We start from the raw sequence: 13,659 nt of genomic DNA, 5'->3' as shown, positions 1-13,659 counted from the left end.
GCCATCAGCTCCAAGAAGCGACGGCGCGCGCGACCACCCATGGTGCCAAGCACATAGTCGCCGGCCAGCGCATCGTAGACCTTGTGATCCTGATAGCGATCTAGCCTAGGCATTCCCGCAATTTTTCCAGACCGCGACGAATCCACGCCTTGACGGTACCGAGTGGCGTACCGGTCAAGGTCGACAGTTCGTCGTGGGTATGGCCGTAATAATAAGCCATCATGATGCAGCGACGCTGCGGCGCCTTGAGCTGCTGCATGCATCGCGCGACGGCTTCGGCTGACGCATCCGTGGCGGCGGCCGTGCTTGGGGAACGCGCCTGGCTCGCGAAATCCTCGTCATGAAATTCATCCGACATCTGGCCGGCTTGCACATGGGCGCTTCGCAACAGATCCAACGCGCGATTACGTACGATGCTAGTCATCCAAGTAAGCGCGGCGCCTCTGGAAGGATCGAAGCTGGAGGCTCCGCGCCAGATGTTGATGAACGCATCCTGCAGCACGTCTTCGGCGAGATCCTCGCGCCTCAGCATGCCCATACAGATTGCATATAACCTGCCTGAGGACATTCGGTACAGTTCCTCGAATGCCCGCCGATCGCCGCCTGCACAGCGGCTCAACAATTCCGCGAAAGGATCCTGCCGTTCCATCTTAGATTTGATTTTTAAGTCGCTCTCGGACCCTATGATGAAGCACCGTACCAAGCGCACATGGACACTCGATCATATCTCTTGATACGAGCTAGCGACCGCCTGGATGCAGCGCGCAGCGACAAAGGGGGCGCTGGTCCCTTGTCTGTATCCAGGCGCCGCGGCGGTGCTAGCCCGCTTCCGCCGCCACGGCCTTCATGCTCAGGCGTATGCGGCCCTGCTTGTCGACCTCCAGCACCTTGACCTTCACCTGCTCGCCTTCCGACAGCTTGTCGCTGACCTTGGCCACGCGCTCGTCGGAGATCTGGGAAATGTGTACTAGGCCGTCCTTGCCCGGCAGAATAGTGACGAACGCGCCAAAATCCATGATCTTCGCGACCTTGCCGACGTAAATATGGCCTACCTCCACGTCCGCGGTAATCAGCTCGATGCGCCGCCGCGCTTCCTCGCCTGCCTCCTTGTCCACCGAGGCGATCTTGATGACGCCGCTGTCATCGATATCGATGGTCGCGCCTGTCTCCTCGGTCATGGCGCGAATAACGGCGCCGCCTTTACCAATAACATCGCGAATCTTCTCTGGGTCAATGCGCATGGTGATGAAGCGCGGTGCGTACATCGACATCTCGGTGCGTGGCGCGGCAATCGCCGCGTTCATCTTCTCCAGGATATGCATGCGTCCGTCGCGGGCCTGCGCCAGCGCCTTGGCCATGATCTCGCGCGTGATGCCGTCAATCTTGATATCCATCTGCAGCGCGGTAATGCCGGCCTGTGTGCCGGCGACCTTGAAATCCATATCGCCAAGATGGTCTTCGTCGCCTAGGATGTCGGTGAGCACCGCGTAGCGCTCGTCTTCCTTGATCAGCCCCATCGCAATGCCGGCGACCGGATTGCTGATCGGCACACCTGCGTCCATCAGCGCCAGGCTGGTGCCACACACGGTGGCCATGGAGCTGGAGCCGTTGGACTCCGTAATTTCCGACACCACGCGAATCACGTACGGGAAATCATCCGTGTTGGGCATGACGGCCTGCATGCCGCGTTTGGCGAGCTTCGCGTGCCCGATTTCGCGGCGCTTGGGCGAGCCGATAAAGCCGGTTTCGCCGACGCTGTACGGCGGAAAATTATAGTGCAGCATAAAATGGTCTTTGCGCTCGCCTTCGATGGCGTCGATGATCTGCGCGTCGCGGCCGGTGCCCAAGGTGACAACAACAATCGCCTGCGTCTCGCCGCGGGTGAAAAGCGACGAGCCATGCGCACGCGGCAACACGCCGGCGCGGATCGCGATTGGCCGTACGGTGGTCTGGTCGCGGCCATCAATGCGCGGTTCACCGGCCAGAATCCGGCCGCGCACGATGAGGCGTTCCAGACGTTTGAACGCATCTTTAGTCTCCGGCGCGGCGGCATCGTCGCCCACAAGTCGCTCCCGAATCTCGCTCACCCGCTGTTGCCGGAGCTGCTTGTCGGCGATGCGATACGCGTCATTCAAGTCCGCTTCAGCGTGCTCGGCGACAGCGTCGTCAACAGATTGATCGCGCGCCGGCGCCAACCAGTCCCAGGCGGGCTGATTGACTTCGGCGGCCAACTCGCGAATCGCCTCGATCGCGGCCTGCATCTGCTCGTGACCGAACATGACGGCGCCCAGCATCACGTCTTCAGGCAATTGTTTCGCCTGCGACTCGACCATCAACACGGCCTGGTCGTTGCCCGCGATCACCAGATCGAGCGCCGACTCGCGCAGCTCGCTCGAACTGGGATTCAAAATATACTCGCCATCCCGGTAACCGACGCGCGCGGCGCCCAGCGGACCGTTAAAGGGAATGCCGGAGATCGCCAGCGCCGCCGAAGCGCCCAGCAACGCGGGTATGTCGGGATCGATCTCGTTGTTGAGCGACATCACGGTGGCGATCACCTGCACTTCGTTCGTGAACGCCTTGGGAAATAGCGGTCGCAACGGCCGGTCGATCAGCCGTGAGGTCAGGGTTTCTTTCTCGGTCGGCCGCCCCTCGCGCTTGAAAAAACCGCCGGGTATCTTGCCGGCGGCATAAGTGCGTTCCTGGTAGTTGACTGTCAGCGGAAAGAAATCCCGGCCGGGATCGGCCTCCCTGCGCGCCACCGCGGTTACCAGCACCACCGTGTCCGCCATCGTCACCATCACCGCGCCGGACGCCTGACGCGCGATTTCGCCCGTCTCTATGGTGACGGCATGCTCGCCGTAATTGAAGGTCTTGTTAATGCTTGAGTTCACGTGGTAATCCTGTGTGCAGATGATGGAAAAGCTTTAAGGCTGGCGACCAGTGCCGCTTGAAGCCCATAGCGGTTGTCGCGGCGACGCATACGAATAATGAGCAAGCGCCAATTCTGGCATCACGGCATTGATCGCGTTGCTACGAGGCAGCCGCGCAAGAATTTCGGAAGGGTTATTGTTGTCATTGTTCATCGACGACAGTCAGTCGAGACTGTCGCCATCCGGCGCTGTACCGGACACGAGTCAGCCGCCGTTTGTGAGCCGCGGGGGAGCGGCGCGACACTTGAATCAGCGGCGCAGGCCAAGCGTACCGATCAGCGACTGGTAGCGCGGCTGATCCTTGTCTTTGAGGTAGTCCAGCAACTGGCGGCGCTTGTTGACCATTTTCAAAAGGCCGTGGCGGGAGTGGCGATCGTGCTTGTGCTCGGCAAAATGTTTGCTCAGATGGTCTATCCGCGCGGACAGCAACGCGACCTGCACCTCGCTGGAACCGGTGTCCTTGGTCGAATGACCGAATTGCTTGACGATTTCGCCTTTTTTGACGGTTGACAACGGCATTCATGCTCCTGTTGAAAGACTTGTCCCAAGTGCGGCGAAGTTTATCATGCGTTGTGTGCGTGGACACTACCGGGCCGTATAAAAATGGCGCTAGACGGCGCGTATAGTGCGTTCCGGTGCGATGCGGCCGTCATTCAGCACGCGGCCCAGTCCAATAAACCCATAACGCCGGTCGTACAGACGCGTCTTGCCGTGTGCCGGTGCGCCAGCGATGCGCACCGGCTGCCCGGTCTTAAGGTAATGCGCCGAGACTTCATCGACGTTGAGCGCCGGCCAATCGGCCAGCGCGGTATCCATGGGCAGCAACCGCGCATCCAATGCGGCCGTGCCGCGCGCCGCGAACGCATCCAGCGCAGGCAATTCGATCATCTCGGGCGCATCAAACGGCGCCACGCCGAGACGTCGCAGCGCGGTCACGTGGGCGCCACAACCCAGCGCCTCGCCGATGTCTTCTACCAGGGTGCGCACGTAAGCCCCTTTCGAACAGTGAACGTCCAGGGTCAGGGTGTCGTAATCGCGTCCCGTCAATACCAGGGCGTAAATCATCAGCGAGCGGGGTTCGCGCGGTACATCAATCCCGTCGCGCGCGAGCGTGTACAGCCGTTTGCCCGCGTGCTTGACCGCGGAATACATGGGCGGAACCTGCTCGATGCCGCCGCGAAAGCGTTGCAGCACACACTCAATCTGCGCCAGCGAATATTGCCCAACGACACGGCGTTGCACAATTTCGCCGTCGGCGTCGGCCGTCGACGTTTTGATGCCAAGCCGGCAGGTGGTTCGATAGCGCTTGTCGGCGTCGAGCAGATAGGCGGAAATCTTGGTAGCCTCGCCCAGGCAGATAATCAGCAGGCCGGTTGCCAGCGGATCGAGACTGCCCGTGTGTCCGGCCTTGCGCGCGTCGAAAATGCGTTTTACCGCTTGCAGCGCGCGGTTGGAGGTGATGCCGGGGGGCTTATCCAGCAACAGCAAACCGTTGACAATGCGCCCGCGTTGACGCCCGCGCGACATCCGTCAGACTCCCTGAATTGTCATTGGCGCGGTGTTCGCCGAATCATTCTTCTGGTGCCCGCGGGCCGGCGTCCTCGGCCAGCGCGCGATCGATCAGCGCGTCGATGCGCGCACCCTTGCGTTGTGTATCGTCATAAACGAAACGCAGTTGGGGCACGGTGCGCAATCTCAGACGCCGACCCAGTTCGCGTCGCAAGAATCCGGCGGCCCGGTTGAGGCCGGAGGCGCTCGCACGTACGCTTGCGTCATCACCCAGCACGCTGAAATAGACCTTCGCATGGGCGAAATCGCGCGACACGTCGGCGTCCAGAATCGTCACCATGCCGACTTCAGGGTCTTTCACGGCTACAGTTACGAGGTGCGCGAGTTCGCGATGGATCTGTTCGCCGACGCGCACAGTGCGAGGATATTCACGGGGCATGATCGTCAGCGCCTTAAGAAGGATCGGGTATGGCAGTACATAATTGAAACCTCGCAGTGCATCCGCGCGCCGCACTACAGATTGCGCGCCACCTCAAAACGCTCATAGACCTCGATCTGGTCGCCTGCCTTGACATCGTTGTAGTTCCTGACCGCGATGCCGCATTCGGTGCCCATGCGAACTTCGCTTACGTCATCCTTGTGACGCCGTAGCGATTCCAGCTCACCTTCATAGATAACCACATTGTCGCGCAGTACGCGGATCGGGTTGCCCTTGCGCATGACACCCTCCACCACCAGACAGCCGGCGACCGCGCCGAATCTCGACGACTTGAAGACATCCCGGACTTGCGCCAGACCGACGATCTCTTCGCGCAACTCGGGCAACAGCAAGCCGCTCATGGCTTGGCGCACGTCGTCGATGGCTTCGTAGATCACGCTGTAATAGCGCACCTGCAAACCCTGGTCCTCGGCCGCGCGCCGCGCCGAGGCATCGGCACGGGTGTTGAAACCGATGATAGTCGCCTTGGACGCAACGGCCAGATTGACATCGGACTCGTTGATGCCGCCCACGTTGGCGGCCACAATCTTGACCTGCACCTCGTCGGTCGAAAGCTTTTCCAAGGCATCACGCAACGCCTCGGCGCTGCCCTGCACATCCGTCTTCAACAGAATATTGACGCTGGCGATTTCGCCCTCCTTCATCTGATTGAAGATATTCTCCAGTTTGGCCGCCTGCTGAGTGGCCAGCTTGTTGTCACGCGAACGAGTCTGGCGAAAGGTCGCGACCTCACGGGCCTTGCGCTCGTCCGCCACGACCACGACATCGTCCCCGGCGTTGGGCGCGCCGGACAAACCAAGCACGACCACGGGTGTAGACGGCCCCCCGGCGATGACTTCCTGACCCTGATCATCGAACATCGCGCGCACCCGCCCATATTCCTGGCCCGAAAGTATCATGTCGCCCCTGCTCAGTCGGCCTTGCCGGACGAGGATGGTAGCGACCGGACCGCGTCCGCGATCGAGGGTCGATTCCACCACCACCCCGCTGGCCGCACCCTGATCCGGCGCCTGAAGTTCCATCAACTCGGCCTGCAGCAAAATCGATTCAAGCAACGTGTCGATGCCTTCGCCCGTATGCGCGGACACGGGCACGAAGATGGTGTCGCCGCCCCACTCTTCCGAAATGACCTGCCGAGCGGAAAGCTCGTTTTTTACCCGATCCAGATCGGCGTTGTCTTTGTCGATCTTGTTGATCGCCACCACCAGCGGTACTTCGGCGGCGCGCGCATGCTGGATCGCTTCGATGGTCTGCGGCATGACGCCGTCGTCGGCGGCGACCACCAGCACCACGATGTCGGTGACCTGCGCGCCGCGCGCGCGCATGGCGGTGAACGCCGCGTGGCCCGGCGTATCCAGAAAGGTCACCAGACCCCGATCGGTCGTAACCTGATATGCGCCGATGTGCTGTGTGATGCCGCCCGCTTCGCCGGCGACCACTTTTGTACGGCGAATGTAGTCCAGCAGTGACGTTTTGCCGTGATCGACGTGACCCATGATGGTCACCACCGGCGGACGCGAGACCGCGTCACCGGCTGGTGTGGCTTCGATCGTGAGGGCCGCTTCCTGGTCCTGGGCCTGCACCGGCTTGGGGGTGTGGCCCATCTCTTCGACCACCAGGGTGGCCGTATCCTGATCGAGCGTCTGGTTGATAGTCGCCATCACGCCCATGCCCATCATGACCTTGATGACTTCCGTCGCCTTGACCGCCATTTTCTGCGCGAGCTCGCCCACGGTGATAAGTTCCGGAATCGCCACCTCATGCACGATGGGCGCGGTGGGCATCGCAAAGCCGTGCTTGCCGGAAGGCGCCACTTTTCCCGGCCGCATCTTGGGCTTGCGTTTCCGGCGGCCACGCTTGTCGGTCGCCACATGCAGTTCCTGGCGACGCTGTCGGGAATCACTTTCGTCGACCTTGACAGACGCGTTGTCTCGCTCCCGCACTTTCTTGGTCTTGGCGGGTTTCTTGTCATCCCGCGACACCTCTGGCACCGGTGGCGGCGCCGTGAGTTCGGCCTGCTTCGCGAGTTTAGCCTCTTCCGCTTGCTTGCGCAGCGCCTCCACTTCGGCCTGCCGTGCTTCCTCCGCCTTGCGGGCCTCTTGTTCCGCGGCCGCCTTACGCTCGGCCTCCACACGCCGCGTCTCTTCTTCGGCCTTGCGCGACTCCTCGGCAATTTCCTCCTGGCGTTTGGCTTCCTCCGCCTGTATCACACCGCGTTTTACATAAGTGCGATTCTTGCGCACTTCCACGCTGACGGTTCTGGCGGTGCGTCCCTGCATGCCTGACAGTTTCAGTTCGCTGGTGCTCTTGCGGCGCAAGGTGATCTTTTTGCCGTCTCCGTCACCGGTCATTCGCCCGTGACTGTGGCGCAAGTGATTCAGCAACTGCGACTTTTCGGAATCACTGATCGTCGCGTCGGCCTGATTCACGCCCAGACCGGCATCCTTGAGTTGCTCGAGCAGACGCTCCACCGGCGTGCCCACCACCTCGGCGAGTTGTTTTACTGTTACTTCCGACATGTGTCCCACTTCCTCTAGTACTGCTTGTGGCCGCCCCGAACGCATGACAAATCGGGCGCCTGGGTTTGCGGCAAATCGGCTAAGAGGCGGCCGATGTCTGACCGCCGGTTTGTTCTTCTGTAAACCAGGGCGCGCGCGCGGTCATTATAAGCGCCGCGGCGCGCTCCCGATCCAGTCCCTCGATTACCTCTAAATCATCTACCGCCTGCTCGGCCAGCTCCTCCATGGAGCGCACGCCCATGCCAGCCAGCTGGAAAGCCAGTTGCCGGTCCATGCCGTCCATCTCCAACAGGTCCTGCGCGGGCGCCTCGGTATCCAGCTGTTCTTCGCTTTTGATAGCCATGGTCAATAGCGCGTCGCGGGCGCGACCACGGAGTTCCTCGACCATCTGCTCGTCAAACTCCTCGATTTCCACCAGCTCCTTGGGCGGTACGTAAGCGATTTCCTCCACGCTGGAAAAGCCTTCCTGCACGAGGATCGCGGCGACTTCGTTATCCACGTCCAGTTCGCGCATGAACATCTGCTGGAGCTCCTGCGCCTCTGCGTCACTTTTTTCGTCAGCCTGAGCTTCAGTCATGACGTTGAGTTCCCACCCCGTAAGCTGGCTCGCCAGCTTCACGTTCTGCCCGCCGCGCCCGATGGCCTGCGAGAGTTTTTCCTCGTCCACGGCGATGTCCATGCTTTGCTTGTCTTCGTCCACCACGATGGACAGCACCTCGGCGGGCGACATTGCATTAATGACGAACTGGGCCGGATTCTCGTTCCACAGAATGATATCGATGCGCTCGCCGGCAAGTTCATTCGACACGGACTGCACCCGCGAGCCGCGCATGCCGACGCACGCGCCGACGGGATCCAGGCGCGGGTCGTGCGAGCGCACCGCGACTTTCGCGCGCAGGCCCGGATCGCGCGCGCCACCCATGATTTCAATCAGACCCTGCCCGACCTCCGGCACTTCCAGCTTGAACAGCTCGATCAGAAATGGCGCCGCGGTACGCGTCAGGAACAACTGCGGCCCCCGCACTTCCGCGCGCACCTCTTTTAGATAACCGCGCAACCGGTCGCCTGGCCGCGCCGATTCGCGCGGGATCATTTCCTCGCGCGGAATGAAGCCCTCGGCATTACTGCCCAGATCGATAAAAAGGCCGGAACGCTCCACGCGCTTGACAATACCCATCACCAGTTCGCCTACCCGGTGCTGATAAGCTTCCACAATCTGCGCGCGCTCCGCCTCACGCACCTTCTGCACTATGACCTGCTTGGCGGTCTGCGCGGCGATCCGGCCAAACGACACGGACTCGATCGGTTCCTCCACATACGCGCCCACTTCAATGTCGGGATGCGTACGACGCGCGTAACTGAACAGTATCTGGTGCTCGGTGGACTCGAATTCAGGATCTTCATCGTCCAGGACATGCCAGCGGCGGAACGTTTCGTAATCACCGCTATTGCGATCGATCTGCACGCGCACGTCTATTTCGCCGCCATGTTTCTTGCGGGTCGCGGAGGCAAGCGCCGCTTCCATGGCGTCGAAAATGATGTCCTTCTCGACGCCTTTCTCATTGGATACCGCGTCCACCACCAGCAGAATTTCTTTATTCATGTGTTCATCTCCGCGCGCTTATTCATGTCTGGCCTTTGTCTGGTACATGCCCGTGTCTGGCACCAGACGCGCCCGATCGATCGCCGCGAGCGGGATTACATACGCCTTCTCCTGCTCGACTACCCTCACCCGCCCACCCTCTACATCGTGCAGGCGAGCATCGAACTGGCGCCGCCCATCAATCAGCCATTTGAGTCTGACCCTGACCCGGTGACCACAATATCGCTGGAAATGCTCCGCCTTCAACAACAGGCGATCCAGCCCCGGCGACGATACTTCCAGAATATACGCGCCGCCAATCGGATCTTCGACATTGAGCACACCGCTCAGTTGATGACTGACCCGACCGCAGTCGTCTAAGGTTATGCCATCGCGCCGGTCGATATAAATCCGCAACAACGACTGTCGGCGGCGCGGAACATATTCGCAGCCCCACAATTCGTAGCCCAGACCTTCGACTACCGGCTCGATCAGCTCTGTGAGCCTGGTTTGCTCCATTGCCCTTGCCTTAAACCAGATCCTGGCCGAACCGACGATGGCCGAAAACAAAAAAAGGGCACGAAGCCCATTTTTATTGCGGACGGCTTCCCGCCGCGTTTATGCTACGGACGCCCCCTGCAATTCCCTGATGCGATGCTGCTACACTTAATAAAAAAGCCCCTGAACGGGGCCTGTTCAACGACCGGCGCTTAAGCGAAATCACATCACGCCGACCAAGCCTTAACAGGCATGTCCGCGATTATAGTTAAAACATGGTGCGCCTTTCAAGGTGTGTCGCGGATAGGGATCGGGTAACCTTGCGCGCATCGGCGTATCGACAGGCGCAAACGCGGGCGCCGATATCTAATATGGGGGCGGCAAACGTATGCACAAGCTTGCCCGCGAACCTGATCGACACGAAGATCACGCTAAAACATCGTACCTTATTTCCGCTGCAAGCCGTGATTGCGGCTTCACATGCCGAGGGGCAGCACCATGACCATCAGTAGCTCTACTGCGAAAATTCCGGCGACCCTCATCATGGGCGACGGCGTCGGGCCCGAGATTGTCGAGGCCACCGTTGGCGTGCTCAAGGAACTGGGGGCGGGGTTCGCGTGGGACTATCAGGAGGCCGGCATGGCCGCGGTGCGGCTTTATGGCGATCCCCTGCCCCGCAATACGCTGGAGAGCATTCGCCGCAACCGCCTCGCGCTCAAGGGGCCGCTGATTACCCCCGTGGGTGGCGGCTACCGTTCGATCAATGTCACCTTGCGCCGGGAATTCCAGCTATTCGCCAACATCCGTCCGGCGCGCTCGTATCTGCCGAAGGGCCTGTTCAAGGATGTCGACGTGATATTGATTCGGGAGAACACCGAAGGGTTTTATGTCGGCGTCGAGCATTATATCCCCATCGGCGACGATCCGCGCGCCGTGGCCGAAGCATCCGGCATCATCACGCGCTTTGCATGCCGTCGAATCGCGGAATACGCCTGCGAGCTGGCGCTCAAGGCCGGACGCAAGAAAATTACCATCGTCCACAAAGCGAATATTCTTAAAGCCTTGACTGGCCTTTTCCTGGAAACCTGCCAGGAAGTGTGTCGACGTTATCAGGATCGGCTCACCATCGAAGAACGCATTGTGGACAACTGCGCGATGCAGCTGGTGATTAACCCGGCCCAGTTCGACATCATTCTTACCACCAACATGTTCGGCGATATTCTGTCGGACGAGTGCGCGGGGCTGGTCGGCGGTCTGGGCATGGCGCCCGGCGCGAACGTGGGCACCGAGGCAGCCTTGTTCGAGGCGGTGCATGGCTCGGCGCCGGACATCGCGGGCAAGGGGATCGCGAATCCCGTCGCGCTGATGCTGGCCGCGGCGCTGATGCTGGAACACGTTCATCGGCACGATAACGCGGAACGCCTGCGCAACGCCATCAGAGATGTGCTTGGCAAAGACCATGTGCGCACCCCCGATCTGGGCGGTGAGGCGACCACCGTACAATTCGCGGACGCCGTCATACGCCGTCTGGAATGACGGCGACGGCGAATGTAGGTCCCGCGCGCCCGTTGTCAACCGCGCTCGCTCAGCTTCGACTGCGACACGAGCCGCGGAATAATAATCGTGGTGCCGGGCTGCAGGTTGGCGAAATCCAGATCCGGGTTGTACTGACGCAACAGCCACAGCGGCAGAGTCGGTTCGGCCTGCGCCAGCGACCACAGGCTGTCGCCGGACCGCACCTGCCGCTCGGTCATTCCGTCGATATGAAAGCGCGCGAAGAACGCGTCCTGTAAAGCGCGGTGATAAGCAACGCGACGCGTCGTGAAGTCCGCGGTCGTGACCTCGCTGAAATCCAGCTTCAGGCGCCAGCCGAGTACTACCGATTGCGAAAAGCTCAGTCGGTTGACGTCGCGCAAACGCTGGGTCGGAATCGACAGCCAGTCGGCGTAATGGCCTAAGGTTTCGACCGCCTGCACCTCGATTGTGCCGTCGGCGGCGACCTCGTAGTCAACCGGATCGGCCGTCGTTGCAGGCCGCGCCGGCGTGGCCAGCACGTCACCGGTCGCGGCAACCGCCTCGCCCGACGACGCCGGTTCGGCCTCCTCGAGCTTGACGACTACGGCTTCGCTGGGACGCACCTCGGAAAGCGGCGCCGGGGCAGCCGGCGCGCTTGCGCCACCCGCGGGCGGCGTCATCACCAGCACCTGACCGATACGCAGCGCATTCGCGTTGCGCAGGTCATTCATCGCCACCAGCGCGCTGGTGGTCACCCCGTGCCGCGCGGCGATGATGCTCAAGGTATCGCCACCTTGCACGCGGTACCTGCCATCGGCCGGCATGGAAACCGGCAACGCGGCGGTAGTGGCAACGGCAGAGGTCTGGCCCGACGCGGGCAGCAGAATGCGCTGACCGACACGAATAAAATCGGCGCTGCCCAGCTGATTGCGAACCATCAGGTCGCTCATCGACGCGCCGTAACGGCTCGCTATGCCCGATAAGGTGTCGCCGTTATCCACGATGTGGAATTCGTCGGGTATCTGCATAGCGAAACGCTGCGTAGACGGGATGGCCGCCAGCACGCGCGCGGCGCGCGAAGCATCCATGGCGCCCTGCGGCAGTCGTAGCGGGTATTCGGCGGGCACGTATTTTTCGCCACGCCATACCGGCGGCATCAGCATGAAATTCTGCGCGCGGAGCTGGCTGACTTCGATATTCAGCGCACGTGACAAGGTACTTGCCAGCATGAAGTCGGGCACCGTAACCGTGCGCAACGGCTGGTCGCCGTCGCGCGCCGTGTCCGGAAAATATTTCCCGGCATCATTATGCACTTCCAGCGCAGCCAGAAAAGACAGATAAAAATTGCGCGAAGCAAACCCGAAGGTCGAGCTCTGGTAACGCCGCACGATGGTGGCGATGTCGCGCGTGCCCAGGCTCTGGGCGGCGCGCCGCATGCCCGCGGCGCCGTGGTTATACGCCGTGATAGCCAGTGGCCAGGTGCCGGTCACCGCATAATTGAGCGCAAGTAGCTGCGCCGCGGCGTCAGTGGACATATAAGGGTCCAGGCGTTCGTCAAGGATATGGTCGATGTGCAGGTAACGTTGCCCGGTGGCGGGCATGAACTGCCACATGCCCGACGCGCCCACTTTCGAATACGCATCGGGGTTGAAAGACGACTCCACGTGCGGCAGCAGGCCGAGCTCCTCGGGCAGACCGCGCGACACGAACGCATGGCGGATGTACGCAGCCCATCTTCCCGAACGCCGCAGACCCTCGCGGAAATTGTCGCTCTGACCGAGCTGGAAACGGATGTTCGCAATTGCCTCGGTCAGAGTGGCATTGCCGACGCCGGCCGGCCAGAGTTTTAGCACCCGCGCCTCTTCGCCGCTCAGGTCGCTGCGTTTGCCGGCGGCAAGACGGCTCAGGATCGCTCGATAGTGTTCCTTGCGCGCCTCCGCCTCGTAATAGCGCGTGGTGGAAGACGTGTCGGAACGAAAGCGCAGCGCCTCGTAAACAATGCTTAAATCGCGATCGTCGTGCACCAGTCATGAAGCCGTATCGACCTCCGTATAGACACGTTTCCAGAACGCGATATCTGCGGCCAGTTCCGGCGGTCGGGTAAAAGGTGTTTCGACGGCGGCGCTGGCCCAGGTGGCCAAGAGCAACGTCGCGCAACATAACAGGATTCGCATATAGCCAGCCCGACTCGTGTAGTGGAACGAAACTGGCCAAAATTGTCCGCAATCTCGCGACAGGCATGAAGAAGGGCGGCCAGACCGAATTATTATCGATCCAGAGGATTCGCGCCCGCCTGCCATTCATGCGGCGCGTGATGCCGTATGTCGGAAGTTCCGGGTCGACCCGTCGGCAATCCCGTCAGACTGGCCGGCGATCTTCGCGGCTGATCATCACGCCATTCTGGCCGGGAATAAGTTCAAACGCCGGATCCGGCAAGGCGCCAGCCAGGATCTCGTCTGGATCCACCTTAAACCGCGGTCGGTCAAGGTCGGTGAAAATATCTGCGTCGAGTTCGGCAGATTATCCGTAATCTGCCCGTCATGCGACACCGCAACCTTCCAGTAACCGACCGCGATAGTATTAAACTCCTGCCCGAACCGGCCG

Annotated in this window: 10 protein-coding genes; 1 reads left to right on the top strand and 9 read right to left on the bottom strand. The window is 61.1% G+C overall.

Annotated features, from left to right (window positions below; all coding sequences use genetic code 11):
• Positions 1–100: 100 nt before the first annotated feature.
• The 8 genes from H0V34_05990 to rimP form a co-directional block, all read right to left on the bottom strand.
• Positions 101–649 (bottom strand): sigma-70 family RNA polymerase sigma factor, encoded by a 549-nt coding sequence (locus tag H0V34_05990; protein ID MBA2491262.1) that lies wholly within the window; start codon positions 647–649, stop codon positions 101–103.
• A 169-nt stretch (positions 650–818) separates the two neighbouring features.
• On the bottom strand, positions 819–2,894 hold the full coding sequence (gene pnp / locus H0V34_05985; protein ID MBA2491261.1) for a polyribonucleotide nucleotidyltransferase: 2,076 nt from the start codon (positions 2,892–2,894) through the stop codon (positions 819–821).
• 288 nt (positions 2,895–3,182) lie between these two features.
• Positions 3,183–3,452, bottom strand: a complete 270-nt coding sequence (gene rpsO, locus H0V34_05980; GenBank protein MBA2491260.1) for a 30S ribosomal protein S15 — start codon at positions 3,450–3,452, stop codon at positions 3,183–3,185.
• A gap of 90 nt (positions 3,453–3,542) precedes the next feature.
• A complete protein-coding gene (gene truB, locus H0V34_05975) occupies positions 3,543–4,460 on the bottom strand; it encodes a tRNA pseudouridine(55) synthase TruB (GenBank protein MBA2491259.1) in 918 nt (305 codons plus the stop codon).
• 43 nt (positions 4,461–4,503) lie between these two features.
• Positions 4,504–4,881, bottom strand: a complete 378-nt coding sequence (gene rbfA, locus H0V34_05970) for a 30S ribosome-binding factor RbfA (protein ID MBA2491258.1) — start codon at positions 4,879–4,881, stop codon at positions 4,504–4,506.
• A gap of 74 nt (positions 4,882–4,955) precedes the next feature.
• Positions 4,956–7,460 carry a translation initiation factor IF-2 gene (gene infB / locus H0V34_05965; GenBank protein MBA2491257.1) on the bottom strand — a complete coding sequence of 835 codons (2,505 nt, stop codon included), beginning with the start codon at positions 7,458–7,460 and terminating at the stop codon, positions 4,956–4,958.
• 79 nt (positions 7,461–7,539) lie between these two features.
• The gene (gene nusA / locus H0V34_05960) at positions 7,540–9,063 is read right to left on the bottom strand and encodes a transcription termination/antitermination protein NusA (protein ID MBA2491256.1); all 1,524 of its coding nucleotides are present in this window, start codon (positions 9,061–9,063) and stop codon (positions 7,540–7,542) included.
• A gap of 18 nt (positions 9,064–9,081) precedes the next feature.
• Positions 9,082–9,561, bottom strand: a complete 480-nt coding sequence (gene rimP / locus H0V34_05955; GenBank protein ID MBA2491255.1) for a ribosome maturation factor RimP — start codon at positions 9,559–9,561, stop codon at positions 9,082–9,084.
• A 477-nt stretch (positions 9,562–10,038) separates the two neighbouring features.
• Between rimP and H0V34_05950 the strand changes: the two genes are divergently transcribed.
• The gene (locus tag H0V34_05950) at positions 10,039–11,076 is read left to right on the top strand and encodes an NAD-dependent isocitrate dehydrogenase (GenBank protein MBA2491254.1); all 1,038 of its coding nucleotides are present in this window, start codon (positions 10,039–10,041) and stop codon (positions 11,074–11,076) included.
• Positions 11,077–11,111: 35 nt separating this feature from the next.
• On the opposite strand, the gene H0V34_05945 is transcribed toward H0V34_05950, so the two are convergent.
• Complete coding sequence (locus H0V34_05945; protein ID MBA2491253.1) at positions 11,112–13,079, bottom strand: LysM peptidoglycan-binding domain-containing protein; 1,968 nt, start codon at positions 13,077–13,079, stop codon at positions 11,112–11,114.
• Positions 13,080–13,659: the final 580 nt, after the last annotated feature.

Source organism: Gammaproteobacteria bacterium (genome assembly GCA_013696315.1).
GTDB lineage: Bacteria > Pseudomonadota > Gammaproteobacteria > JACCYU01 > JACCYU01 > JACCYU01.
This window is presented reverse-complemented; position numbering and strand designations above follow the sequence as displayed.